This is a genomic window from Sinorhizobium fredii USDA 257 (genome assembly GCF_000265205.3).
Taxonomy (GTDB): Bacteria; Pseudomonadota; Alphaproteobacteria; order Rhizobiales; family Rhizobiaceae; genus Sinorhizobium; species Sinorhizobium fredii_B.
In genome coordinates this window covers 755,037-780,137 of record NC_018000.1, presented here as the reverse complement: position 1 = coordinate 780,137, position 25,101 = coordinate 755,037, and the positions used below count along the sequence as shown (strand labels likewise).

Annotated in this window: 27 protein-coding genes; 10 read left to right on the top strand and 17 right to left on the bottom strand. The window is 62.2% G+C overall.

Annotation, left to right across the window (positions count from 1 at the left end; all coding sequences use genetic code 11):
* Positions 1-84: 84 nt before the first annotated feature.
* Together USDA257_RS03615 and USDA257_RS03610 are read right to left on the bottom strand one after the other, a co-directional pair.
* Positions 85-369, bottom strand: coding sequence for a hypothetical protein (locus USDA257_RS03615; RefSeq protein ID WP_014761521.1), 285 nt, complete (start codon positions 367-369; stop codon positions 85-87).
* 186 nt (positions 370-555) lie between these two features.
* Positions 556-1,344 (bottom strand): SH3 domain-containing protein, encoded by a 789-nt coding sequence (locus tag USDA257_RS03610; protein ID WP_014761520.1) that lies wholly within the window; start codon positions 1,342-1,344, stop codon positions 556-558.
* A 258-nt stretch (positions 1,345-1,602) separates the two neighbouring features.
* Here USDA257_RS03610 and USDA257_RS03605 point away from each other — a divergent pair, with 258 nt between their 5' ends.
* Positions 1,603-2,676 carry a DUF2336 domain-containing protein gene (locus USDA257_RS03605; protein WP_041413890.1) on the top strand — a complete coding sequence of 358 codons (1,074 nt, stop codon included), beginning with the start codon at positions 1,603-1,605 and terminating at the stop codon, positions 2,674-2,676.
* Between the two features lie 46 nt (positions 2,677-2,722).
* On the opposite strand, the gene USDA257_RS03600 is transcribed toward USDA257_RS03605, so the two are convergent.
* The 4 genes from USDA257_RS03600 to USDA257_RS36545 form a co-directional block, all read right to left on the bottom strand.
* Complete coding sequence (locus USDA257_RS03600) at positions 2,723-3,073, bottom strand: DUF1491 family protein (RefSeq protein WP_014761518.1); 351 nt, start codon at positions 3,071-3,073, stop codon at positions 2,723-2,725.
* Between the two features lie 80 nt (positions 3,074-3,153).
* Positions 3,154-4,134, bottom strand: coding sequence for a peptidoglycan-binding domain-containing protein (locus tag USDA257_RS03595; RefSeq protein WP_014761517.1), 981 nt, complete (start codon positions 4,132-4,134; stop codon positions 3,154-3,156).
* Positions 4,106-5,677, bottom strand: coding sequence for a PAS domain-containing sensor histidine kinase (locus USDA257_RS03590; protein WP_041413889.1), 1,572 nt, complete (start codon positions 5,675-5,677; stop codon positions 4,106-4,108). The genes USDA257_RS03595 and USDA257_RS03590 overlap by 29 nt, the downstream gene beginning before the upstream one ends.
* Positions 5,678-5,947: 270 nt before the next feature.
* The gene (locus USDA257_RS36545; protein ID WP_014761515.1) at positions 5,948-6,112 is read right to left on the bottom strand and encodes a hypothetical protein; all 165 of its coding nucleotides are present in this window, start codon (positions 6,110-6,112) and stop codon (positions 5,948-5,950) included.
* 181 nt (positions 6,113-6,293) lie between these two features.
* Between USDA257_RS36545 and USDA257_RS03585 the strand changes: the two genes are divergently transcribed.
* Both USDA257_RS03585 and USDA257_RS03580 read left to right on the top strand, forming a co-directional pair.
* On the top strand, positions 6,294-6,725 hold the full coding sequence (locus USDA257_RS03585; protein ID WP_014761514.1) for a DUF5330 domain-containing protein: 432 nt from the start codon (positions 6,294-6,296) through the stop codon (positions 6,723-6,725).
* Positions 6,726-6,960: 235 nt separating this feature from the next.
* On the top strand, positions 6,961-7,383 hold the full coding sequence (locus USDA257_RS03580) for a SufE family protein (protein ID WP_014761513.1): 423 nt from the start codon (positions 6,961-6,963) through the stop codon (positions 7,381-7,383).
* A 282-nt stretch (positions 7,384-7,665) separates the two neighbouring features.
* Here the strand turns inward: USDA257_RS03580 and mucR are convergent, their stop codons facing one another.
* From mucR to USDA257_RS03545, 7 genes are all read right to left on the bottom strand, one after another.
* A complete protein-coding gene (gene mucR / locus USDA257_RS03575; protein ID WP_014761512.1) occupies positions 7,666-8,097 on the bottom strand; it encodes an exopolysaccharide biosynthesis transcriptional regulator MucR in 432 nt (143 codons plus the stop codon).
* A 406-nt stretch (positions 8,098-8,503) separates the two neighbouring features.
* On the bottom strand, positions 8,504-8,863 hold the full coding sequence (gene mnhG, locus USDA257_RS03570; protein WP_014761511.1) for a monovalent cation/H(+) antiporter subunit G: 360 nt from the start codon (positions 8,861-8,863) through the stop codon (positions 8,504-8,506).
* Positions 8,863-9,234 (bottom strand): cation:proton antiporter, encoded by a 372-nt coding sequence (locus USDA257_RS03565; protein ID WP_014761510.1) that lies wholly within the window; start codon positions 9,232-9,234, stop codon positions 8,863-8,865. Before USDA257_RS03565 ends, mnhG begins: the two co-directional genes overlap by 1 nt.
* Positions 9,231-9,707, bottom strand: coding sequence for a Na+/H+ antiporter subunit E (locus USDA257_RS03560; RefSeq protein WP_014761509.1), 477 nt, complete (start codon positions 9,705-9,707; stop codon positions 9,231-9,233). The genes USDA257_RS03565 and USDA257_RS03560 overlap by 4 nt, the downstream gene beginning before the upstream one ends.
* Positions 9,707-11,644 carry a Na+/H+ antiporter subunit D gene (locus tag USDA257_RS03555; RefSeq protein ID WP_014761508.1) on the bottom strand — a complete coding sequence of 646 codons (1,938 nt, stop codon included), beginning with the start codon at positions 11,642-11,644 and terminating at the stop codon, positions 9,707-9,709. The genes USDA257_RS03560 and USDA257_RS03555 overlap by 1 nt, the downstream gene beginning before the upstream one ends.
* Positions 11,644-12,063: a Na+/H+ antiporter subunit B gene (locus USDA257_RS03550; protein ID WP_014761507.1), complete on the bottom strand. Its 420-nt coding sequence runs from the start codon at positions 12,061-12,063 to the stop codon at positions 11,644-11,646. Before USDA257_RS03550 ends, USDA257_RS03555 begins: the two co-directional genes overlap by 1 nt.
* Positions 12,060-14,435, bottom strand: coding sequence for a putative monovalent cation/H+ antiporter subunit A (locus USDA257_RS03545; protein WP_014761506.1), 2,376 nt, complete (start codon positions 14,433-14,435; stop codon positions 12,060-12,062). Before USDA257_RS03545 ends, USDA257_RS03550 begins: the two co-directional genes overlap by 4 nt.
* Positions 14,436-14,670: 235 nt before the next feature.
* On the opposite strand from USDA257_RS03545, the gene msrB reads away from it, so the two are divergent.
* Both msrB and USDA257_RS03535 read left to right on the top strand, forming a co-directional pair.
* The gene (msrB, locus tag USDA257_RS03540) at positions 14,671-15,078 is read left to right on the top strand and encodes a peptide-methionine (R)-S-oxide reductase MsrB (protein WP_014761505.1); all 408 of its coding nucleotides are present in this window, start codon (positions 14,671-14,673) and stop codon (positions 15,076-15,078) included.
* A 196-nt stretch (positions 15,079-15,274) separates the two neighbouring features.
* Positions 15,275-15,769: a hypothetical protein gene (locus tag USDA257_RS03535; protein WP_014761504.1), complete on the top strand. Its 495-nt coding sequence runs from the start codon at positions 15,275-15,277 to the stop codon at positions 15,767-15,769.
* Between the two features lie 23 nt (positions 15,770-15,792).
* Here USDA257_RS03535 and trhA read toward each other — a convergent pair whose 3' ends face one another.
* The 3 genes from trhA to USDA257_RS03520 all read right to left on the bottom strand — a co-directional run bounded on the left by trhA (position 15,793) and on the right by USDA257_RS03520 (position 17,556).
* Positions 15,793-16,476 (bottom strand): PAQR family membrane homeostasis protein TrhA, encoded by a 684-nt coding sequence (gene trhA / locus USDA257_RS03530; protein ID WP_370056439.1) that lies wholly within the window; start codon positions 16,474-16,476, stop codon positions 15,793-15,795.
* A gap of 254 nt (positions 16,477-16,730) precedes the next feature.
* Entirely contained in the window at positions 16,731-17,075 is a 345-nt protein-coding gene (locus tag USDA257_RS03525) for a TraR/DksA family transcriptional regulator (protein WP_014761502.1), read from the bottom strand.
* Positions 17,076-17,133: 58 nt separating this feature from the next.
* Positions 17,134-17,556 carry a universal stress protein gene (locus tag USDA257_RS03520; RefSeq protein WP_014761501.1) on the bottom strand — a complete coding sequence of 141 codons (423 nt, stop codon included), beginning with the start codon at positions 17,554-17,556 and terminating at the stop codon, positions 17,134-17,136.
* Positions 17,557-17,927: 371 nt separating this feature from the next.
* Between USDA257_RS03520 and USDA257_RS03515 the strand changes: the two genes are divergently transcribed.
* The 3 genes from USDA257_RS03515 to USDA257_RS03505 all read left to right on the top strand — a co-directional run bounded on the left by USDA257_RS03515 (position 17,928) and on the right by USDA257_RS03505 (position 21,578).
* The gene (locus USDA257_RS03515; RefSeq protein WP_014761500.1) at positions 17,928-18,815 is read left to right on the top strand and encodes a VOC family protein; all 888 of its coding nucleotides are present in this window, start codon (positions 17,928-17,930) and stop codon (positions 18,813-18,815) included.
* Between the two features lie 115 nt (positions 18,816-18,930).
* Positions 18,931-21,039: a S9 family peptidase gene (locus USDA257_RS03510; protein ID WP_014761499.1), complete on the top strand. Its 2,109-nt coding sequence runs from the start codon at positions 18,931-18,933 to the stop codon at positions 21,037-21,039.
* Between the two features lie 11 nt (positions 21,040-21,050).
* Positions 21,051-21,578 (top strand): DUF1697 domain-containing protein, encoded by a 528-nt coding sequence (locus USDA257_RS03505; RefSeq protein ID WP_014761498.1) that lies wholly within the window; start codon positions 21,051-21,053, stop codon positions 21,576-21,578.
* Positions 21,579-21,584: 6 nt separating this feature from the next.
* On the opposite strand, the gene USDA257_RS03500 is transcribed toward USDA257_RS03505, so the two are convergent.
* Positions 21,585-22,205 (bottom strand): TetR/AcrR family transcriptional regulator, encoded by a 621-nt coding sequence (locus USDA257_RS03500; RefSeq protein ID WP_014761497.1) that lies wholly within the window; start codon positions 22,203-22,205, stop codon positions 21,585-21,587.
* Positions 22,206-22,434: 229 nt separating this feature from the next.
* On the opposite strand from USDA257_RS03500, the gene USDA257_RS03495 reads away from it, so the two are divergent.
* A complete protein-coding gene (locus USDA257_RS03495; protein WP_041414932.1) occupies positions 22,435-23,391 on the top strand; it encodes a homocysteine S-methyltransferase family protein in 957 nt (318 codons plus the stop codon).
* 134 nt (positions 23,392-23,525) lie between these two features.
* Positions 23,526-25,031 (top strand): protein adenylyltransferase SelO, encoded by a 1,506-nt coding sequence (locus tag USDA257_RS03490; RefSeq protein WP_014761495.1) that lies wholly within the window; start codon positions 23,526-23,528, stop codon positions 25,029-25,031.
* The last annotated feature ends 70 nt before the right edge of the window (positions 25,032-25,101 follow it).

The window sequence follows — 25,101 nt, the reverse complement described above, 5'->3', positions numbered from 1 at the left end:
AACTCTTTCTTAATCCAGATCACGGCCCGTTAACCAAGCGCAATACCCAATTCTGGTGGTATTTGAAGGCGCGCCAAAGAGCCTTCAGCGCCTCGCGAACAGGCCGACGAGGAACGCGACGCCCGCGACGGTCAGCAGCGTCGAGATCGGATCATCGCGAACACGCTCCCTGAGCCGTTCCGTCATCAGTTCCGCTTCCCCCTGCACGACCGCCTTGGCGCCGCTGCCGATGGCCGAAACCGTTTCCGTCAGCCTTACGATCTCAGACCTCAACTCCGCGACCTGGGTCTGCAATTCCACCTGGGTGTCCGCCGCGGTCTTTTCCGTGTCCATATCGGCGCCCACCGCTGCCAGCTTCTTTTCCGCCATTGTCTCCGCTCCTTACCTTTCGCGCGAAATCAACGCCTCGAACAAGGTTTGGTTCCCGCAAAGCTTCGCCAATGCAGACAAGAAAAAGGGGGCGGCAAATCGCCTCCCGCCTTCGCGCAACCATGATCGGAGGGGCCGCTATCGCTCGCGCGACGGTGCCGGGCCGCTCCCGGAAAGCACAGTGCGTCAGTCGTTTTCACAGGCGAAATCGTTGAAAACGCACTTCGGAACCGTTCTGACTTCACCGTCCCGTCGCAGCTCACGAAGTTGGCGCGCCCGCTCTTCCTTGCGAGCACCTTGATAGTTCTCGGCGGAACCGCCTTCCTGCCGCTCGTCATCGCGGCGACGGTCCCGCCAGTCCCGATGCTCGCGTTCCCGCTCGCGCTGCCATTGCTGGCGTTCTCTCGCCTCTTGGCGCTCTGTGGCCCGTTGCCGTTCTCTGGCCTGCTGGCGTTCCCATTCGCGGCGCTCCGGCTCGCGCTCCCATTCCTCGCGTTCCGTCGCCTGCCTGCGCTGCCATTCGCGGCGCGGCTCTTCGCGCTGCCGCTGCCAGTCGCGTTCCTCGGCCCAATCGGGTCCGCGGCGCCAGCGGTCGCGGTCACGATAGAAATCGCGTCCCCTATAGTTGCGGTCCCAATAGCGATCGAATTCGAAGACGACCGTCGGAATCCCGAGCGGCCGATAATATTCCGGCTCGAGGTAGACCCGATTGCTGCGGTAGAGCGCCTGGACATATTGCCCGGCGACCCATCCGCGTCCGTCATAGAAGGAAACGTCGCACCAGGGTCTGTCGGCCAGGCATCCGTGGATTTCCACCGCTTCACCTGCCGGAATAATGGTGACCGCGGGATAACGGGTACTCGGGCCTGAGCGCATGTTGACATTGGCGGTGGCAAAGCCCTCCGCAGCTTCGGCAACGAACGGCATGAGCGAGAGCGCACAAACAGCAGCCGCCCGCAAGAACGCTTTCTTCACAGATACTTCTCCCATCGGAAGGCCAATGGCCCTCTGCTTCGGCGGGCCAAATCGCCCTTCACCGTCGAAACAAGCAATAGGGCCGCATGTGGAGTTTTTTAAGGCTGGGTCTCGTCACGCCGCCATGATGACGTCCGCTGGCGATCGTGCGTCACGCCGATGCCGCAAGCCTGAATAAAGCCTCAGGGGCCATAGTTAATGCTACGCTAACGTTTTCGATCTATTTTTTGAGACGTGTGCCGTTCCGAGCCATCGGCAATGGCGTCACGCTTTTTGCATCTGGGATTTGTCGTGACGAACCGCTTTCGTGAGTTGGAAAGGCCGCAGACGGGCCGGCTGAAGGACGTCGTGCTGATGGCGACCGTCACCGGCTTCGAGAGCCTTCGCGTTCCGCGCAAGTCCGACCTGAAGCAGTTTGCCGAACTCTTCGAACCGCTTTTCCTCGGTTCCAGCAACGAAGCGCGCCGGCAGGCGGCGGCCGCCCTGTCGCAATGCGCCCATGTGCCCGAATCGGTGGCGCTGCTGATCGGCAGCATGCCGATCTCGATTGCCGCGATCTTTCTCACCCGGTCGAAAGCGATCCCCGATCGGACCCTGATGTCGATAATCCGCCAGCAGGGCCCCGCCCATGCCAATGCGATCGCGCACCGGGAGGATCTTTCACCGGCGATCGTCAACGCGCTTGTCGAGCACCACCAGTTCACCGCCGCCGCGCCGCGCGGCGACATTTCCGTTGCGGCCGCCCCGACCGAAACGGCAACGGCCGACGATCATCCATCCTCCGAGCGCCTGGCGCGCGAAAACACGCTGCGCGAGGAGATCAGGACGCTGGCGCGCGCCGGGTCCAGACCTCTCCCCGAGGGCGCACGCCTCCAGCCGATCGACGAGCTCCATCAGGCGCTGCTCTTGCGGTTTGCCCGCAACAACGAAGCGGTCCTCTTTGCGACGGCTCTTGCCGACGCCCTGGCGGCGAGCCGCGCGCTTGCTGAGAGAATCCTCCTGGACGTTTCCGGCCAGCAGCTCGCCGTCACACTCGCGGCGATCGACTTCCCGGGCCGGGACCTGCACGCCCTGCTTGTGGCTCTCTACCCACATCTTTCCGATAGGCTTGGCTCAGGCGATCATGCCGAGGCGCTGATCAGGAGCATCGACCGGAAGACAAGCGTCGAGCGCGTGGAATCCTGGCTGCGCGCCGACGGAGAGGTAAGGCCGAACCGGCACGAGACCAATTTCGCCGAGAATCGGGCACGCGATTCGCGTCTGCAGGAGGCCCGTGCGGCCGGCGCCACCGCGGGTGCGGCACAGCCCAAGCGGACGATTGGACGAAAATAACAACGCCGCCGCCTATTCAGCGCCATATGTCTTCCGGGCCGCAGACTCAGCGGCCGGGGTCAGTGACGACATGCAACAGATCGCTGCAATCGTCGAGTTCGATCTCGACGATCCAGCAATCCGGGTCGAAGCGGATCTCGGACGAGAGAGCGCCGTCGACATTTTCCGCCTCCGCGTCCCGCAGCCGGAGTTCGAACTTGCGGATGCTTTCGCCCTCCTCCTCGAAGAAGCTCTGCGGCGCCGGCGCATAGAGCGTCTCGGTCCCCAAGCGGGTGCGGTGGCGAATGAAGATCGCCCCGGCCTCTTCCGCTCCCTTGCGCAGCACCGCCGCATAACCGCCGCTCGCGAAAACGCGGCGCAGGAGCGAAGCGACGAAGATATGGGTTTTGACGCGCATTCCAGGCAGATACACGCGCGATGATCGATATGCAAATGACCGTCCCGGGGGAGATCGTCGCACGGCTTCTCGGCGATTGCCTAGAGCGCGCCGATTTCCTTAAGTTTATCGAGAACCTTGCCATTCGGTTCGCCGGTCTGCGGAAGCCGGTAGTGCTTCTCGAAATGACGGATCGCCGCCCGTGTCTGATCGCCGGCTACACCGTCGACGACGATATCCGCGTAAGCGAGATTGCTCAGCCCCTTTTGGATATTCATGACCAATTCGCTCGATACCGGAATTTCGGCGCGCGGAGTAAGCGTTGCATCCTCTTCCGCCGTTCGGATTGCGGCGGCGACGGGATCGACTTCGGCGGGCGTCGATTTCGGGTCGGAATAGGGCCGATTGTCCGGCGCTACAATGGCCATCTCCGAGCCCGGCGCTGCACGGAGCGCTTGAAGGAGATCGACGCTGGCCAAGCCGGTCTCGCTGCGACCGGCGCGCTTTTCGAAGCGAAGGATAGCGGATTCGGTCTTTGGACCGCTGCGGCCGTCCGGCGTGCCGACATAAAGACCAAGCCGGGCAAGCTCCTTCTGGACATCGGCGACGAGTGCCGGTGGTGGAAGGGCAGCGCCCACGTCCGACACGGATTCGGGGGACCGCGGCATGCGTTGCTCGGACGATTCCCTTTCGCCGACCGTGTCCTTGACCTGTACCGACTTGGTCTCGCCTTCGCGCTCGATCACGAAGGTCGTCACCTTGCGCGGCTCGACGGCCTCGCCATTGGCGGCGGCCAAACGCTCGGCAACCTCGGGACCCACCAGGGGAACTCGGGTGCGCAACAGCGGCGAGGGATGGTTGCCGTGCTGATACCACATGGCGTTCGCCGCCACGAAGCTGAAAACAACGGCGAAAGTTGCCAACCCGCCGGCTCCCACCGGGTGGTGCACGATCAACCGGCCGGCAAGCACAGCGCAACGTCCGAGGCCCTGGCCCGCGAGCGCCAGTCCGCGCAACGCGATGCCCGGCCGTGGCCGGCCGCCCCGTTTCCGCTCAGGCTGTTTTCGCTTGCGCGGCGCCATGTCGCCTTTCCTTGACTGTTCCTTCGGAGGCCTCTGTCTGCAGCCGCAAATCGCTCGCCGTTTCGTCGCGCCCCTTCAATCGCGGCGGAAACTCCACTGCCCCGCGCGTGCTCACCTGCTCGCGCTCGTCAATTCCGGTACCGTCCCGCGGTATGGTGACCACGACTACTGTCCCCTCGCCTTCCGAACTGCGGATGGAAATCCTGCCGCCATGCAGTTCGACGAGCCCCTTGACCAGCGACAGGCCGAGACCGGTGCCCTCGTAGCGGCGCGTATAGTCATTTTGAATCTGGACGAAAGGTTGGCCGAGCATTTCCAGCTTATCTTCGGCAATACCGATGCCGGTATCGCTGACGGTCAACTTCAGCAGCGCGCCGTCGACTTCCGCATCGATGGTTACGAGGCCGCCCTTGTCGGTGAACTTCACGGCATTGCCGACGAGATTAATGAGGATCTGTTGCACAGCGCGCCGATCGGCGTTGATTTCACCGACCGCCCGCGTCACGCGGCTTGCCAGCATCACACCCTTTTCGCGCGCCTGATGCGACAGCATCGCTTCGCAAGCGGCGATCGCGTCCGCTACCCGGAAGGGCTCGGGCACCAACTCGTAGCGGCCCGCCTCGATCTTGCTCACGTCGAGCATCGTGTTCACGACGGAAAGCAGATGCATGCCGGACTGGTTAATCAAGGAAACATATTCGCGCTGCCGGTCGTTCTCCAGCCTGCCGAAATACTCTCCGGAAAGGACATCCGAAAAGCCGAGAATGGCATTCAGCGGCGTGCGCAACTCATGACTCACAGCCGCCAGGAACCGCGTCTTGGCGTCATTGGCCGATTCCGCATGCGCGGCCTTGGCGGCGACTTCCGCCCTCAGGCGAGCCTCGTTCGAGACATCGCGCGATTGAGCAATGATCGCCATCAGACGCCCCTCGGCATCGCGAAGGGGCGTCATCTCGCATCGCATGTGCACGAATTGCACGCCATCGGCGGAAGTCGACGGGCGCTCGAGCCGAATGTCGACGGCCGAGCACTCGCCGCCCTGGCGCAATGCATCGATCGCCTTCAGGAAGCTGATGCGGTCGGATACGTGAATCTGTTCAATAAAGCCGCATCCGCGAGGGTCGCGCAGCAACTTGAGGTGATCGGCGGCATCGCGACCATGAACGGACAGAACGTGCCCACGCGGGTCATGGATGGTGACGAGGCCGGCGAAGAGATCGTAGGCCGCAGAAAGATCGGGCAGGTCGGTCACGCCCGACGGCTTCGTCCCGGCGGATGTCGGCACCATCCTGTGCGCCGCAAGGCTCGCGGCTGCCGCCAGCAACGAGGCCGATGCCCAGAGCGCCGTGCCCGCCGGCAGTGCCACGGAAACCGGCAGAACCGCCGACAGGATGAGCGGCACAATCGGCAGGGCCGTCAAGGAGACTGCAGCCACGGCGCGTAGTCTCTTAAAATCATAGCGTTCCGCAACGGGGCCATCCGGGCGGCGCGGCAACCACGCTGCAGCGGCTTCATCCACGCGGGATGCCCATTTGCCAGCCATGTTACGCAATACACTCACGCCTTGCCCTGCCACCATTATTGTTTTTGCGAGGCAGGCTTACGGTCCCTGCGCGATTCGCAAGCGGATAGACCGGACCGCCTCGTGATGGTCCGAATCTCGCATTCCCGACTTAATGAAAGAATAAGCGGGGGGCCCGCGCGGGCCCACGAAACCGGCGAAAAATCCCATTTCGAAGCAATTCCGGCGAGCTTCGTCTCTTGTGGTTAACGGGGCGTAAGCGGCGGATATTGGTGGATTTTCCGCTTCCCGTTAACGATTTGGGCAGAGCGTACCGATGGCGGTGTCGAGCCGCTCGGGCCCGGTGGCACACAGCTTGCCACGAACCTTAACGGCGATCGTTAAAATGCCGGACAAACGCCCGCCGGCAATTTCAGAATCGGCCAGTTCGATAAAATTTGAACCGAATCCCAGCATTTCTGGAAAAGCCGTCTTGTGATTCCAGTTCTACCGTCGCTGACAGAACGGGCCCACATTGGAGCGACGCACCCACTGGGCACGAGGCGACAAAAGGCGTAGGCGAAAGCGGGCAGCCGAAAGCGTCAAATCCGGCTCGAAGTCCGGAGGCGAAGGCGGCCTTACAGAGGATGGGCAGAACATGTGGTTTCTCGTAAAAGCGACGTTCTGGTTTTCGCTTGTGCTGGTATTGCTGCCCTTCCTCGACCCGTCGAGCAGCGCCAAGCTGGAGAACGGCCCGAAGGTGGAGATCGGCGACACCTTCTCCGCCGCCAACGAGGCCTTCCATTATCTAAGTGCTATCTGCATCCAGAAGCCGGACGTCTGCGAGAAAGGTGCCGAGACCTTCGTCGCCCTCGGCCATCGTGCCCGGGAGGGTGCGCGCATCGCCTATGAGTTTCTTGACAGCCAATTTGCGGAGACCGGAACGCCCGACGCCAAGGTCATGACCGGCACCGTGGTGCCTGCCGAGAACCTCTCTGCCGTAGAGCCTGCGAATGAAGCCATACCGGTTTTCGAACGCACCCCCGTCCCGGAAAAACGCCTCGATCCCCATACGGCGCCTGCCAAATAAGGACAGTTCTTGCGGAAGGCCTCGACTACCAGTTGTGCCGCCGCGAAGACGCTCAGTATATCGCGGCGAATTATTTATCGAGCTTTCGCGGAATGAAATCTTCTCGGAAGCCATAGGCTGTTCTCTTTGCGGCCGGCATCCCCTATATGAAGGGTGAACGAGATCCCGGCCTTGGATTGGTGCGGGAGGGAAACAGGGCGCAGCCGATTGCAAGAGCGCCACATACGGATCAGCCATGGTTTCACTTGACCAGATCATCGACGATTTCGCCTTTCTCGACGAATGGGAAGACCGCTACCGCTACGTCATCGAACTGGGCAAAAGCCTGCCGGAAATGCCGGAGGTCTGGAGGACCAGCGAGAACAAGGTGCAGGGCTGCGCCAGCCAGGTGTGGCTGGCGACCCATACGTCCGGTGATCTGGATGATCCGGTCCTGACTTTCGATGGCGAATCGGACGCGCATATCGTCCGTGGCCTAGTGGCGATCGCGCTTGCGATCTTTTCGGGCAAGCGCGCCTCCGAGATCGCCAGAATCGATGCCCTCGATATCTTCGGCAAGATCGGCCTTATCGAACATCTCTCGTCGCAGCGCGCCAACGGGCTGCGTTCGATGATCCGGAGAATCAAGGGCGAGGCCGAGACGCGCCTACCGGCGTAAGATCGTCGCACCTACAGTAGAGCCGACGGTTGGACAGTTTTCGGCACTACAGCGCCGTGCGTCTTTTCAGACGCACAAAGGTCGCTGTAGCACTTTGACTCGTTGCATGTTTTTATCCTTAGACCGAATATGATGTAAGGAAACATGCAGTAAAAAGCCGGACTGAAACAGCCCGGCTTCCACCTCAAGTGAGTAACTCCTGCCGCTATTCAGGCATCGGTTCACTGTGCCCGAAGGTCACTGTGCCCGAAGTTCGCCCGGTCGGCTGCCGAACGAATCCGCTTACTTGCCGCGACGCTTGCGACGCTGACCGAGTCCCATTTCCTTGGCGAGGCGCGAGCGGGCTTCCGCATAGGCCGGCGCCACCATCGGATAGTCCGCAGGCAGATCCCACTTCTCGCGATACTCTTCCGGCGAAAGATTGTGGTGGGTCATCAAGTGGCGCTTCAGCGATTTGAACGTGCCCCCGCATTCGAGGCAGGTGATCTGATCGTCCTGCACCGACTTGCGAACCGAGACGGCCGGCTTCGGCTTTTCGACCGGCACGACCACGGGCGTGGGAGCCGTCGTGTTATTGAGCGCCGAATGGACATCGGCTATCAGCGTCGGCAACTCGGCAACAGGAACCACATGGTTGCTCACATAGGCGGCAACGATTTCCGCCGTCAGCTCAACCAGGAGTTCGTTGCTCGTACCGAGCGTATTCTCACTCATTTTTTTCTCCTATCGGAATTCAGCAACAAAACCCGAAACAGTGTTTCAGGAGGGAGGAAATGCCAAAATGCCGCCGAACAGCGCTTGCCGCCTAGGAACTGAGCGATAACCGCGCGACGGGAGCATAGCCCCGCCGCAACATCAAGGCTCGAATCGCAACAACGAAACCCGTCACCAAGATGCCGCACCCTTCGGCACCTCAAAGCAACGGTTACAATCACAACTCAAGCTGGAATTCCAGTTCAAAGTATTGATTACGACGACACTTTGCGGTTACTGGCTTAACATTGATCTGCAAAATGTCAAAACATAATTTTTGTCAATGAGCAGCAAATCTATTTCAGATCACTAAAAATGTGCCCTGTGGCGGAATTGTCCCGAAATACAGAGACAGAAATGCCGCCCATCAATGCCGCCGCGGCTCTTCCATTTTTGGCAGCTGATCTATAACCGACAGTTTCGTCATCCTGTAACCCGCCTGATGTGCAGCCTTCGCCAACAGATGGGCCGAGATCGGCGCCGTCAGCACCAGAAAAACGAAGCCGGCAAGTGAGCGGATGAAAATGGCAGGGTCGAGCGAATGCAGCCCGGCTGCGACCAACAGCAGGCCGGAACCGACGGTGCCCGCTTTCGAGGCCGCGTGCATGCGCGTGTAAAGATCCGGGAAGCGGAGGAGACCCAGCGCCGCCAACAGCGAAAAGCACGCACCAACCACGATGATGATCGCGACCAGCAATGTAATCCCGGCAACGATAAGGGTCCCCATCAGCGGCCTCCCCGGCGTTTGCGGCGGGTTGCCTCCCGCTTGACAGCTGCCTTTGCCCCCATCAGGGCTGCGCGTTCTCCTGTTTGCTCCGGCGCGAGGCCGCGTGTCAGGATGAAGCGCGCGAAGGCGACGGTCGCGAGGAAGCCGACGAGACCAAGGGCGATTCCGATGTCGATATAAAGGTTGAAGCCGGTCTTGATGGCGATGACCGCGATGAAGCCGATCGCGATCGCGACCAGCATATCGAGACCGAGCACCCGATCCGGCAATGTCGGCCCGCGGATAATGCGCAGCACCGTCATCAAGAGAGCGAGAGACAGGAGCAGGAGCGCGAGACTAGTCGCTGCGGCCAGAACCGTTCCGGGCGTCATCGTTCGAAAGCCTCCCGGATGCGCCGCTCGAAGCCACGTGCGATGTCCTGCCGCAGGGCGCCCGGATCGGCGCAATCGAGCGCGTGCACATAGAGGATCTTGCGGTCCTCGGACACGTCAACGGAAAGCGTGCCGGGCGTGAGCGTGATAAGATTGGCGAGCAAGGTGATCTCGAAATCGCTCTTGGCAGTCAGCGGATAGGCGAAGATGCCGGGTTTCAAGCCCATGCGCGAGCGCAGGACGAGGATGGCGACCTTGACGGCCGAGACGGCAAGCTCCTTGAAGAACAGTGCCGCAAGCAGAGCCAGCCGCAACGGTCTGAGGGGATAGGTCACCGGCTGCAGCTCGCGCCGGATCAGCCACAGGGACAAAGCGCCGACAGCAAAGCCGAGCATGAGGTTCGTCGGCGTGAAACTGGCGCTGATGGCACCCCAAAGAACGGTGAAAAGCAGATTGATCTGCAGGAATTTCATCACGGCCCTCCCGGAAAGACCGAATTCACATAGGCCGACGGCTCCGCAAGGCCTGCTGCCGCGTTTTGAATCATCGCCAGCAGCGGCTCGGGGTAAAGGCCGATCAACAAAGTCAGCCCGGTAAGCACCGCCAGCGGGGCCAACGCCGCGGGCGACAGCGACACCGCCTCGCTGCCGGCGCGCGTCCCCTCCCGCCAGAAAGCCAACAGGAAAAGGCGGCCGGTGACAATCGTCGTCAAGAAGCCAGCAAGAAGAAGCGCCGCGGCAAGCCACCAGGCGCCGATATCAAGCGCGGCCTTGACGAGCATGACCTTTGGCCAGAAGCCGGAAAAGGGCGGGAGCCCCGAGACGGCAAAACATAACATCAAGGTGAGCGCGGCAAATCCGGCATGCCGACGGTAAAGGCCGGCAAGGGTGGCGATCGAGGCGCTTCCGCCGAGACGCATGGCGATGCCGGAGGCGAAGTAGAGGCCGGTTATCACGAGCATGGAATGCAGCGCATAGAAGATTGCACCCCCAATGCCGCCGGGTCCACCGACGGCGATACCGGCGAGCATCGAGCCGATGCCGGAGACAATGAGGTAGCCGAGAATGCGGCGGAAATCCGTCTGCGCCATTGCGCCGAGCACGCCGACAATCATCGTCAGAGCTCCTGCAACGGCCAGAATGAAACTCAGTTCTTCCCTTTCCACCGGGAAGAGCATGACCATCACGCGCACCAGGGCGTAGACGCCGACCTTGGTGAGCAAGCCTCCGAAAAGCGCGGACACGACGACGCGGGGGGTATGGTAGGAGGCCGGCAGCCAAAAATTCACCGGGAAGGCCGCCGCCTTCATGGCAAAGGCGAGCGTGAAAAGACCCGCCAGCGTCACCAGCGGAACACTGTCGCGCAGTCCCTCGGCCTTTCTGGCGATATCCGCCATGTTGAGCGTCCCGAACACGGCGTAGAGGTAGCCGGTCGCTATCAGGAACAGCGTCGTGCCGACCAGATTGAGGAACCCGTATTTTACTGTTCCATCGATCTGCTCCGGTTCGGAGCCCAGGACGAGAAGGCCGAAGGACGAGATCAGCAGCACCTCGAACCAGACATAGAGATTAAAGATATCGCCGGTCAGAAAAGCCCCCGACACGCCGGCCATCAGCAGCATCAGCAGCGGATAGAAACCGTAGCGACGACCACTGTCATTGATGTCGCCAAGCGAGAAGACGCCGGCCACGAGCGCGACAAGCGATGCGGCAAAGGCGAACAGCGCCCCTGTCAGGTCGGCGGTGAATGCGATGCCGAAGGGAGGCAACCAGCGCCCCATTACCATGGTAAGCGGCCCGTTCTCGGCGACCTCCTTGAGAAGCAGCCCATTGACCAGGACGAGCCCGGCAAGGCCGATGATGGTAATGGCCGGATGAATGCCGATCGGGCGGCGCAGCATGACGAGGAGCGCGCCGATCGCAAGGCACCAGGCGACCGGCAGGATCACCAGCCATGCGGCCACCGTCGGCGGCGCCTGAACGAGCGCAGCGGAAAGATCGGCGGAAGGTGAGATCGAAGCGGCCATGGCGCGGTCAATATCCAAGCGGGGGACCGGTTCATCCACCGGTTCGGCGACGCGCATTTCGTCCGTGTTGTCGGTTGCGAGATCGCGATAGGCGCGCCAGGAAAGAACGAGCAGGAAGGCGAAGAAGGAAAAGGAAATGACGATTGCCGTCAGGATCAACGCCTGGGGGAGTGCGTTGGCTGCGGGAGCGGCGAGCGCATCGGCCCCTTCGGGTATGACCGGCGGCACGTCCCGCGTCAGACGGCCTCCCGTAAAGATCAGCAAGTTCACCGCATTGCCGAGCACTGCAACGCCCAAGAGCACGCGGATGATGAATTTCGAGAGCATGAGGTAGACGGCAACGCTGAAGAAGATGCCGACGAGCAAGGCAAACCAGGCCTCCATCACTCACCTCCCCGCTCTTCGAGCGACAGCACGATCGAACTGATGGCGCCCACCACGACCAGGTAGACGCCAGCATCGAACAGGAAGGGAGTCGAGAGCGGAACCTCGATGCCGAAGATCGACGGATAGATCCACAGCCCCGTCATGAACGGGACCCCCGCGACAATCGAGAGCAGGCCCGCAAACGTCGCTGTAAAGAGCCCGGCCCCGGCAATTGCCATCGGATGGAAGAAGATGGCCCGCCTTACCGTCTCGACACCGTGTGCCATGCCATAGATCGCCAAAGCCGAAACGGCGATCAAGCCGCCGATGAAGCCGCCGCCCGGCTCGTTATGGCCGCGCAACAGCACGAAGATGGAGAAGAGCATCATCAGGCTCGTCAGCACCGGCGCAACCGTGCGGAAGATCAGCGACTTCATACCCGTTCCTCCGGCGCATGTTCATCCGCGACGACCTCCGCGGCCACGGCGCGCTTGAGCGAACCGGCCCTGAGCCTCACGAGTGCCAGGATCGCGAGACCGGTGGTCATCACCACGGCAATTTCGCCGAGTGTGTCCGTGCCGCGGAAATCGACGATGATGACGTTGACGACATTCGCCCCGTGCGCGATCGATTTCGAGTAAAGGTTGAAGAACTCCGTCAGCGTGTTGTCGAAGGGCACAGCCGTGACCCTCAGCAGGAACAGGCCGAAGCCGAAGCCGCAGGCAAGCGCTATGGCCACATCGCGCACCTTCTCCGGGAGCGGCCGGTGGTCGGCGGGCGAGAGCTGCAGACGGGTCATCACCAGCGCCAGCACGACGACCGACAGGGTCTCGATCATGAATTGCGTGAAGGACAGATCCGGCGCACCGTAAAGCAGGTAGATCACGGCGACGGCAAAACCCTGGATGCCGAGGGAGACGATGGCGGTGAGGCGGTCGGACGCGGCCACGACGGCGAGGAGACCGGCGACGGCGATCGCCATGATCGCAAGCTCGTGGGCCGGAACGTCCGCCGAGAAGAAGGGAGCACGCGGGAACTCGCCGTAGAGGAGCGGTATTGCCAGCAGGACGACGGCGACGAGCGCAAAGGTAGCGGTCATATAGACTTCGAAGCGGCCGCCCTGCAGTCGCCGCGTCAGCGCGACCGCAAGGCGCACGAGGCCGCGCATGAATTGGTCGAAGCCCTGGTCCGGCCCCCAGCCGATATCGGCGAGGATTGCCGTCATCGCCGCGCGCAAGCGGGCGAGATTGACGTAGAAGGCGACGCCGAGCGCCGTCGTCAGTGCGGAGAGCATGAGCGGCAGTCCGAGATGCGGCTCGAGCGATATCTCGACCGTCCTTGCCTCGCCGGCGATCGCCGAGGCCATTGGCGACGAAATCAGCCGATGGGCGAGACCGGACATGAGCGCGATGGAGAGCCCCTTCAGGGCGAGAATTGCCGGGCCGATCCAGAGAAGCAGCGGCGCCTCGTGGACATGCTTTGGCGTGCTGACCCGGGGCCCCAGGAAGGGCTTCAGCGCGACCGCGAAGGCGACGGCAAACATCAGGGCGTTGCCGACGACCGTCAGCATCGCGAAGAGCCCAGAGCGCAGGTCGAACGCGGAGAAGGCGGCATAGAGCTCTTCCTTCGCGAGGAAGCCGAAGAACGGCGGCAGGCCGCCCATGGAGAGCGCAGCGGCAAGAGCAACACCAAAGGTCAGCGGCATTGCCGAGCGAAGGCCGCCGAGTTGCGAAAGGTCACGTGATCCCGTTTCGTGATCGAGGATACCAGCCACCATGAACAGCGCGCCCTTGAACAGCGCATGTGCCACGAGATAGAGCGCTGCCGCCTCGATCGCATGCGGCGAGCCGAGGCCAATCAACATCACCAGCAAGCCGAGCGACGCCATCGTCGTGTAGGCCAGCATCAGCTTCAAATCGCTCTCGCGCACCGCAAGCGCCGCGCCGATCACCAGCGTCGCGCCGCCAAAGAGAGGCAGAAGGAGCTGCCATTCCGGCGTTCCGCCAAGAACCGGATTGAGGCGCATCAACAGATAGACGCCCGCCTTCACCATCGTCGCCGAATGCAGATAGGCGGAAACCGGTGTCGGCGCCTCCATCGCATTCGGCAGCCAGAAGTGAAACGGAAACTGGGCCGACTTGGTGAAGGCGCCGCCGAGGACCAGCAGCAGTGCGGCGAGATAGAAGGGGCTTTCCTTCAACTCGGAACCGAACGAGAGTAGCAGCGAAAGCTGCGTGACACCGCTGACATTCCAAAGGATCAGCAGCCCGGCGAGCAGGAGAAGACCGCCTCCCCCGGTCACGACCAGGGCCTGCAGGGCGGCACGGCGCGCGGCCTCGCGGCCGTGATCGAAGCCGATCAGCAGGAAGGAGGTTATCGACGTCAGTTCCCAGAAGACGAAGAGCATCAGGAAGCTGTCGGAGACGACGAGCCCCTGCATCGATCCCATGAACATGAGGATGAAGGAGAAGAAGCGTCCCTGTTGCGGGTGGCCTTTCAAATAGCCGCCCGAATAGAGGACGATCAGCGCCCCGATGCCGGAAATCAGCAGCACGAAGGTGAGCGACAAACCATCGATCAGCCAGGAAAAGCTGACATTGAAGGACGGTATCCACGCATAGCCGCCTGTGACAGTTTCGCCGCGCGCGACGTCGGGAAGGAAGCGCAGGAAATGCAAGAAAATCGCCGCAGGCGCAAGAGCCAGAACCCAGGCGGCATTCTGCCCGAGTAGGCGCGTCAGGCTAGGTGCGACGAGGGCCGCTGCGAAGGGAAGGGCGAGCGCCAGAAATGTCAGGGCCGTCACATCCATCGCCTTGGCATGCTCCTTCCCGTTTTGATCATCTGGTCAATTCGATACCGGACATAGAAGAAGGACCGGTTCGCCTCAAGAGAAATCGGCGCAGTCCTCAGTCTCGTGCGCGGTTATACTGCGCAAAATTCAACAAAGCCGTTGATAGCCGCTGGTGTGCGGCTGCCGTTTCTCTGTTTGCCGGCGCGCGGCCGCGTTCCTATATAATCGCCGCAATCGAAAGGGAGTTTTGACGATGGCCGACGCCGGAGCGCGGAGTATGCAGAAGACGGACGCGGAGTGGCGGGCCCAGCTGACACCGGAACAATACCGCGTCACGCGCGAACATGGCACGGAACGCCCCTTCACCGGTCCATTTCTCAACGAGAAGCGACACGGCACCTATAGCTGCGTCTGCTGCGGCCGGGCGCTCTTCCGTTCCGACACGAAATTCGATTCCGGCTGCGGCTGGCCGAGTTATTTCGCTCCGATCGATGCGCACGCGATTGCCGAGTATGTCGATCGATCGCATTTCATGGTGCGGACGGAAATCCGTTGCGCCGAATGCGATGCCCATCTCGGCCATGTCTTCCCCGACGGCCCTCCGCCGACCGGTTTGCGCTACTGCCTGAACGGCACGGCAATGACGTTCGAGGAAGATTGAGAAACGCAGGTCCCTGTTCCGCGGGGAACAGATAACGCGTGACGGCAGGACTATCGAATCGGTGTCGATCTCGGGGCGCTCGGGAAGAGCCTATGCGATACCCGACAGTCTTTGCAAAGGGGCCTTTACGCATCCCGTGAAACGCGCGACTCTCCGAAGGAAAGCGGCAGGTAAGAAACCAAAGGATGCTCTCCGCATGCGCCGCGTCTATTTTGCAATCGCTCTTCTCTTCGGGCCCCTCCTGCCCGCTGCCGCGCAGGACGACTGGCATCCCTATTCCAATCCCCGCTTTGGCTACACGGTCGAGATTCCGCCGGGGTTCGAGATGCACCAGCAGGCCGACAATAACGACGGCGCGAGTTTCCATGCCGACGACAATGGCGCGACGCTGATGGTGTTCGGCACTCACCCTCCCGCCGGCGATTTCGAGACCGACGTCGCCGACCGGATCGGCTACGAGAGAGACGACGATTGGCGAATTCTCTACTCGCGCGTCACGCCCGCTTGGGCGAGCTTCTCCGGTGCTCGTGGCCGGGAGGTCTTCTACACCCGGGCGATCGCGCTCTGCGACGGCAGCGCCGCCTATTTCCGGCTGCAGTATCGCAAATCGAAGCTGACGAGCTTCGACGGCGTCATCTCGCGCATGGCTGCGGCGCTGCGCCCCTCGGACAATTGCCAGGCTCCTGAGTGAGTGGAAGCCTGCCGATCCCCCGATCACGCGGCGGACGCACCGCTGATGCAGCTGAGGACGGCGGAATAGTGCACGGCCGAGCCGGCAACGACGAAGCCGTGCCAGATGGCGTTCTGGAAGCGTAGCCGCTCCCAGACGTGGAAAATGATGCCGACCGAATAGATGAGGCCGCCGACGACGACGAGAACCAAGGTCGTTGCGCTCAGGGCGGCGAACAAGGATTTTGCAGCAAGGACGCCGCCCCAGCCCATGGCCAGGTAGAGAAGGATCGCCAACCGGTCGAATCGTCCTGGTAAAAGACACTTGATCGCGATGCCGAGGAGGGCGACCGCCCACATGCCTATGAGCATCGAAAACAGGAACGGATCGTCCCAGCCGCGCTGGAGAAAGGGCGTGTAGGTTGCGGCGATCAGCACGAAGATGGCGGAATGGTCCAGGCGACGCAGCAGCCACTTCGTCCGGCAGACGGGATAGAGATTGTAGAGAAACGAGACCGATAGGGTGAGGACCAGACCCGCACCATAGATCGAGGCGGCGGCAAGCTGTCCAGAGGTGCTCCAGACCGTTGCATAGAAAATCAGGGCTGTGACGCCAACGAGCGCGGCGGAAAGGCCGATGCCGTGGACAATTCCGTCGGCGATCAATTCCGACCGGTCATAGCTCCATTTGACCTCGCTGCTCTCCACGCGGCCCCTCCAGATCCGCATCGCTCCGATGTCAGCAAGGGTCCTGGACCACAATAAGCTGGCTCGAATAACTCGCCCCCCGTGGCCCCTGCCGATGCACGGATACATCGTGCCACAGAGATCTTTGCCGGCAAAGCACCGGATTGGGGCGAAAGGATCAAATTCTGCAACGCATTACAACAATTGGCCTGCTCCCGCCAACGCGGTCACATCAGGTGGGAACGTGTGACCACAGCCCGGCCGAGAGCCCATGCCGCCGCCGCGAAGGGTCGCCTTCATCGCGTGCGGGAAGCAACTTCGGCGGCGCAGGTCTGGCAGAGCGGCGCATGCGGCACCGCGTGCAACCGTTCCTGGGATATGGGGTCCCCGCAACGCGCGCAGATTCCGTAGGTTCCGGCTGCAATCCGGTCGAGCGCCGCATCGATGGCGCGGATCTCGCCCTGGCCTGCCAGGCCGAGTCCTTCCAGCACTTCGTCGTTTTCCCGCTCTGTGACGCGGTCCGGCACGTCGGCATTCATCGGCTGGTCCAGGTCTTCTTCGATCTTCACCAGACGGCCATAGAGTTCGTCTTTGCGGCGCAGAAGCTTTTCGCGGAAATCATCAAGCGCGTATTTGTCCATTGCGGGAGCTCCCTTGGGGTCGCGGCACGGCAAAGCCGTACCGCATTCTTCTTGTTGGTTAGCGATCGACGAGAACGGCGCAGGGGCAGTGGCTGACCACGCGGCTGGCAGTCGAACCGATGAAATAGTCTATCAGCCCCGGACGATGCGACGCGATGATCACCAGGTCCGCGTTCTCTTCCTTGGCGAGCGCGTTGATTGTGCCGGCCGCCCCGCCGGTGCGGATTTCAATCCGGCCTTTGATGCCATGCTTGGTCTTCATCGCCTCCAGCGTCTTGACCGCATGCCTGCGCGATTCCTCGATCATCTCGAGCGGGAAATCGACGATCATATAGCCCTGAGCATAGGCGTTGAGATCCTCGACAACGTTGAGAAGGATGATCTCCCCTCCCTCGTCGATCAGTTTTTCGGCGATGCCGAGAACGGATTCGCCGTGTTCGAGCTGATCCATCGCGATCGGGACGATAATCTTCCTGTACATACAGATACGCTCCTTCCGTTGCATTCCCGGTCGCCGCTGGAGAGCAAGGCGATCCTTTGGACCCGAGGGCGAAACTTTGACCGGAATGCCCTCTTCCGCCCTTTCTCGCCCTCTTGGGCCGAAATTGAGCGGCGACGGCAATTCCGACCATGATCGAAATCAAGTCGGTCACCACTCTCGCGCTTGCACCCTCTAGAATGAGGTAGCGCGACGGCCGCGACCGTCAACGTTCATCGAACACAACATCAAGTAATATAATAGCTTTCCCGAACTCCTTCACGTGCTCATATTGGGCTACAGTTCAGGGTGCCACCGGGAGGTACTATGGGTTCCGGTGGGCGCTCCGAAAGGCGTAGCTCGAGGAATAGACAATGCAATCGCAGCCTGTGACCAACCTCCCTGCAGATCACGCGGCGGCGATGCCCGCCTATATCGAACGGGCACATCTCATCGTTCAGGACCTGCCGATGGTCTCCGCCTGGTATCAAAAGATGCTCGGCCTCGCTCCGCTCGAGAGGAGCGCAAGGGGCGAGATGCTCGGGGTTGCCGGACGGCCCCTGTTGACGCTGACGACGGAAGCGGCCGCGGCAAAGGCGCCGCGCAGCGCACCCGGTCTCTTCCACACGGCATTCCTCGTCCCCGACCGGCAGGAACTTGGACGGTGGCTCGCGCATGCCGCCAACAACGGCGTCCGCCTCCAGGGCGCCTCCGACCACCTCGTCAGCGAAGCGATCTATCTCGCCGACCCGGAGGGCAACGGTATCGAGATCTATCGCGATCGACCGCGCAGCGAATGGCGTTACGAAGCGGACGGCACGGTTGCGATGAACACGTTGCCGCTCGACCTGCAATCGCTCTATGACGAGGCACCGCGAGAGGGCTGGAACGGCCTTGCCGACGGCACCGTGATCGGCCACATCCATCTGCAGGTCTCCGACATACCGCAGGCGGACGCCTTCTTCCGCCACATCCTGGGCCTCGATCTGATGGCGCGCTATCCGGGGGCGAGCTTCTTCGCCTCCGGCAAGTATCACCATCACGTCGCAGCCAATATCTGGAACTCGCGCGGGGCGGCGAAACGCCAGGCCAACATGACGGGGCTCTCCGACTACACGATCCGCTTCAGGGAGGCCGACCAGCTCGCCGCGGCGATCCGGAAGCTCGACGAACTGCACACCCCGGTGCGCGAGGAAGGCGGCATCCATCGCCTCACCGACCCGTGGGGCATCGGCCTCCATCTCGCCGCGCCCACCGCGTGATCTCTATCGCCCATCGTTATCCTTCTCCACGGCACCCGGCGGTGCTTTCCGCTTGATCGCCGCCCGGGCGCTCTCTATCTCATGATCTCCCACCGAAGAGATCCCGGAGAGACCCTTGTCCGTTTTCAACAACCTGCCCGCCGCGCCCGTCGCTCACAAGAAGCCGCTCACGGATACGCGCCACGGCATCAGCCGGACCGATGATTACGCGTGGCTGAGGGCCGACAACTGGCAAGCGATGTTCAAGGATCCCACGATCCTCGATCCGGAGATCCGCCGCCACCTGGAGGCCGAAAACGACTACATGAACGCCGCCATGGCGGACACCAAGGATCTGCAAAAGGCGCTGTTTGCCGAGATGCGCGGCCGTATCAAGGAGGACGATTCCTCCGTGCCGATGAAGGACGGCGCCTTTGCCTACGGAACTTTCTACGTGAAAGGCGGCGAGCATCCGCGTTATTTCCGTATCCCGCGCGATGGAGCCGCCGGCGACGAAACGACCCGCCAAGTGCTGCTCGACGGCGACAAGGAAGCCGGGGGCAAGGCCTACTTCCGCATCGCCGGCCTCGACCATTCGAGCGACCATGCCCGCGGCATCTGGGGCTATGACGACAAGGGATCGGAATATTTCACGCTGAAGGTGCGCGATCTTTCGACGGGCGAGGATCTTTCCGACGTGGTCGAGAACACCGGTGGCGGCGGCGCCTGGGCACCCGACGGCGAGAGCTTCTTCTACACCGTCCTCGACGAGAACCACCGCCCGTCGCGGATTTACCACCACATCGTCGGCAAACCGCAGTCGGAAGATCGGCTCGTCTATGAGGAAGCGGACCCCGGCTTCTTCATGTCGGTCGGCGGGTCGCTGCTCGACGACTTCATCTATATCGACATCCATGATCACGAGACCAGCGAATATCGGCTGCTTTCGACCAGAGACCTGACGGCCGAGCCACAGGTCGTGGCGAAACGCGTGACCGGTCTCGAATATTCCATGACCGAGGGCGGCGAGGTCTTCTACATTCTCACCAATGCCGACGGTGCCAAGGATTTCAAGATCATGGAAGCGCCGGTGGAAGCGCCGCAGAAGGAAAACTGGCGCGAGGTCGTGCCGCACCGACCGGGCACGCTGATCCTCAGCCACATGGCCTATGCCCGCCACCTTATCTGGCTGCAGCGCCGCGAGGGCCTGCCGGAGATCGTCATTCGCGACCGGAAAACCGGTGAGGAACACGCGATTGCCTTTGCCGAAGAGGCCTATTCGCTCGGACTTTCCGGTGCCGCCGAATACGACACCGACGTCATCCGCTTTTCCTATTCGTCGATGACGACACCCTCGCAGCTCTTCGACTACAACATGGCGACGCGCGAGCGGACGCTCTTGAAGACCCAGGAGGTGCCCTCCGGCCACACTCCGGATGATTACGTGACCCGCCGCGTTTTCGCCCCGGCTCCGGACGGCGCCGCGGTTCCGGTAACGCTCCTCTATCGCAGGGATACGCCACTCGACGGTTCGGCGCCCTGCCTGCTCTACGGCTACGGCGCCTACGGCATCACCATTCCGGCTGGCTTCAACACCAACTGCCTGTCGCTCGTCGACCGCGGCTTCGTTTATGCCATCGCCCATATCCGCGGCGGCAAGGACAAGGGCTTTGAGTGGTACGAAGACGGCAAGATGGCGAAGAAGACCAATACGTTCAGGGACTTCATCGCCGCGGCTGACTATCTGAATCAGCAGAAGTTCACATCCTACGCGAACATCATCGCCGAGGGCGGTTCGGCCGGCGGCATGCTGATGGGGGCGATCGCCAACATGGCGCCGGAGAAATTCCGGGGCATCATCGCCGCCGTCCCCTTCGTCGACGTCCTCAACACCATGCTGGACGACACGCTGCCGCTGACGCCGCCGGAGTGGCCGGAATGGGGCAATCCGATCGAAAGCGCCGAATTCTACAACATCATTGCCGGCTACTCGCCCTACGACAATGTTGAAGCCAAGCCCTATCCGGCAATCCTGGCGCTCGGCGGCTTGACCGATCCGCGTGTCACCTATTGGGAACCGGCGAAATGGGTCGCCAGACTGCGGGAGAGGACGACCGGCAGCGAGCCGATCCTGTTGAAGACCAATATGGATGCCGGACATGGCGGCGCCTCCGGACGCTTCCAGAGGCTGGAGGAAATCGCCTTCGAATATGCCTTCGCCATCAAGGTGGGTGGCAAGATCTAAGAGGTGCACCCGTGCCGGTCTATGTCGCGCTGCTAAGGGCCCTCAATGTCGGCGGCACCGGTACGCTTCCGATGGCGGAGCTGAAGGCCGTCTGCGAAGGTCTCGGCTTCGCCGACGTCAAGACCTACATCCAGAGCGGCAACGTGCTGTTCCGTTCCGAGCTCGCCGAAACCGAAGTTCGGCGCAAACTTGAGGCGGCGCTGGCCGAACGGATGGGCAAGGCGCCAGGCGTCTTGCTGCGCAGCCGGCGCGAGCTCGAGGCGGTCGCGGCAAGGGTGCCGTTTCCGGACGCCAAGCCGAATTTCCTGCTCGTCGCATTCCTTCCGGAGCCACCGGCGGCGGACGCGCTCGACAAACTCGTCGCACCGGATGGCGAAGAAGTGAAGATCGACGGACGGGAGATCTATATCCACTACCCGAATGGATCGGGACGGTCGAAGCTCAAGCTGCCGGCGCTGAAGCCCGGCACGACACGCAATCTCAACACCGTGCGCAAGCTTGCGGACATGGCCGCGGCTCTCGAGGACGAAGGCGCCTGATTGGCCTCACGGCTGGACGGCGGGCTGGAACAGCAGCCGCACGAAACTGCGGAAGACGAGGAGCTGATCGGGCAGGCTCTTCGGCTCCTTCAGCGCTTTCGAAAGCACGATGCCGCCCTCGAGGACGGTCGAGACCATATCGGCAAGTTGATCGGCATCGAGCGCTTCGCGCGGCCGATAGACTTGCATGATGTCACGGAACATGGCGCCGAAGCGGCGCCGCCACATCAGCGCCGCCTGGCGGTTCATCTCCTGGATTTCCCGATCGAAGGCACGCTCCTGGGTGCACATCGTCGCGACCAGACATCCCGGATGACCGTTCGGCAAATCCGAGAGCAATTCTGAAAGCAGCTTCAGGCCGATCAGGAACGCCTGCAGCGGGTCGTCCGCAAGTTCGCGCGCCCGTCCGAAAATTTCGTCATAAATGCGCTCGTCATTTTCGATGTAGCGCTCGAGCAGCGCTTTGGCGAGCTCGTTCTTGTCGCGAAAATGGTAGAAGAACCCGCTCTTGGTGATGCCGGTCTCGACGATCAGTTCGTCGATCGAAGTGCCTCCGAAACCCTTTGCCAGCACCGCGGCTTCGGCGACATCGAGGATCTTCGCGCGCGTTTCCTCGCCCTTTCGCATGATGCACTCCTGTACCGCCGGTAAAGTTTTCGGTTCGGAAAATCAGCGGCGGACCATTCGCCTGGCGCCTGAATCTTACGGCAAGTTCCTGATGTAACATCGCAATGCGGATTATTGGCCCATAGTGTACCGCAAGCCGGCTAGTTTAGCAGATCATAAAACGGCAGAAATTCTTCCGACCTCGCGCTGGGGCGTCCGAAAGGAACAGGAGGAAACGATGGAACATGAAATCGCCAAGTACCGACACGACCTGCCACTCTTACGGGGAGGCACATTCCTCAGCGACGGCGGCATGGAGACGGCGCTGATCTTTCACGAGGGGGCCGAGCTGCCGCATTTCGCCTCCTTCGTTCTGCTTGCCTCGCCGGAGGGCCGCAGGCAGCTGTTGCGCTACTACACGCGCTATCTCGAAATCGCGCGGTGTCACGGCACCGGTTTCGTGCTCGACACCGCCACGTGGCGCGCCAACGCCGACTGGGGCAAGAAACTTGGCTATGACGGCGAGGCGCTCAATCAGGTCAATCGAGACGCGGTCTACCTGCTCACCGAACTGCGCGCGCAATACGAGCGGCCGCAGGCCCCGATGGTCTTCAATGGCGTCATTGGTCCGCGCGGCGATGGCTACAAGGCCGGCCGCATGAATGCCGAGGAAGCGGAGGAGTATCACTCCGCCCAAGTCGCCGCCTTCGCTGACAGCGAAGCAGACATGGTAACGGCGGTCACCATGACGAATGTCCAGGAGGCGATCGGCGTGACACGAGCCGCCAAGCGCCACGGCATGCCCTGCGCCATCTCATTTACCGTCGAGACCGACGGCCGGCTCGTCACTGGCCGCTCGCTGCAGGAGGCGATCGAAACGGTGGACGCGGAAACCGAGGGCTATCCGCACTACTACATGATCAATTGCGCCCATCCGAGCCATTTCGAGAGTAGCCTCGATCAGGATCAGGCCTGGGTGCGGCGGATCGGCGGCATCCGCGCCAACGCCTCGACGAAGAGCCATGCAGAACTCGATGAAAGCGAGACATTGGACATAGGCGACATGAGTGATCTCGCGCGGCGCTATCGCTCGCTCACCGGCCGCTTGCCGAAGCTGCGCGTCCTCGGCGGCTGCTGCGGCACCGACCACCGCCATATCGCGGCAATCTGCGAGGCCTGCCTGCCACCGACTGCGCTCAGTGCCTGATCGCCGGAAAGGTCCTCCCGCCGCAAGGGCGGGTGGATCGCCGCAAATCCCGATCTCGCGAAAACGGGACCGCTCGTGTAGACTTGTCGGGAAAGGGCGGCTGGTATTTTCCTGAGCAATGCCGCTGGAATGTGATGAATTACGTACCGCCGCAATCGGGCTCGGCGACGGCGCCGCTTCCCTTCGACAACAGCTACACGCGATTGCCTGCGAATTTCTACGCCCGGGTCGAGCCGACCTCTGTGGCGGAGCCCTGGCTGATCAAGCTCAACCGGCCGCTCGCCGAAGAGCTGGGCCTCGACATCGCAGCGCTGGAGCGCGATGGCGCGGCGATCTTCTCGGGCAACACGGTTCCGGCCGGCGCAGAGCCACTCGCCATGGCCTATGCCGGGCACCAGTTCGGCACCTTCGTTCCGCAACTCGGCGACGGCCGCGCCATCCTGCTTGGCGAAGTCGTGGACCGCAACGGGAAGCGCCGTGACATCCAGCTCAAGGGAGCCGGCCAGACCCCCTACTCGCGCCGCGGCGACGGGCGTGCAGCGCTTGGGCCCGTGTTGCGCGAATATATCGTCAGCGAGGCGATGCATGCGCTTGGCGTACCGACCACCCGCGCGCTTGCCGCAACGGTAACCGGCCAGCCCGTCTACCGGGAGCAGATCCTTCCCGGAGCAGTCTTCACGCGTGTTGCATCCAGCCACATTCGCGTCGGCACGTTCCAGTTCTTCGCCGCGCGCGGCGACATGGACTCGGTCAAGACGCTGGCCGACTACGTGATCGACCGACACTACCCGGAATTGAAAGCGGACGAGAATCCCTATCTAGGCCTCCTCAAGGCGGTGGCGGAGCGGCAGGCGGCGTTGATCGCACGCTGGCTGCACATCGGCTTCATTCACGGCGTGATGAACACCGATAACATGACGATTTCGGGCGAGACGATCGACTTCGGACCCTGTGCCTTCATGGATGCCTACGATCCGAAGAAGGTCTTCAGCTCGATCGATCAGTTCGGCCGCTACGCCTATGCCAACCAGCCGGCCATCGGCCAGTGGAACCTCGCCAGGCTTGCCGAAACGCTCGTGACGCTCTTCGATCCGACGGCGGACGTGGCGGTGAACCTCGCCAATGACGCTCTCGGCGAATACGGAACGATCTTCCAAAATCACTGGCTCGACGGCATGCGCCGCAAGATCGGCCTTTCGACCGCGGAAGACGGGGACCTGGAGCGGGTACAAGGATTGCTGGCGCTGATGCATAAGGGGGGAGCGGATTTCACCCTCGCGTTCCGAGCGCTTGCTTCGTCCGCGGAAAATGCAGGCGGCGATGTCGAGTTTGCCAAGCTTTTCCAGGAACCCGAGGCGCTGTCGCCCTGGCTCGAGGACTGGCGCCGCCGGCTCGAGCGCGAAGCCCGCCAGCCGGCCGAACGTGCGGCAGCCATGCGCGCCGTCAACCCGGCCTTCATTCCACGCAATCATCGTGTGGAACAGGCGATCGAAGCGGCGATCGAAAACGCAGATTTCTCGCTCTTCGAAGCACTTCTGGACGTGACCTCCAGGCCCTATGAGGACCAACCGGGACATGCCGCCTATGCGGCACCGCCGCAACCTGGCGAAGAGGTGCTGCAAACCTTCTGCGGCACCTGACGAGCCGGAGCCTCGCTTCGGCCGCCGCCGTGGATCGAAGCCGATCCGAGAGCGAAAACCTCAGCAAATC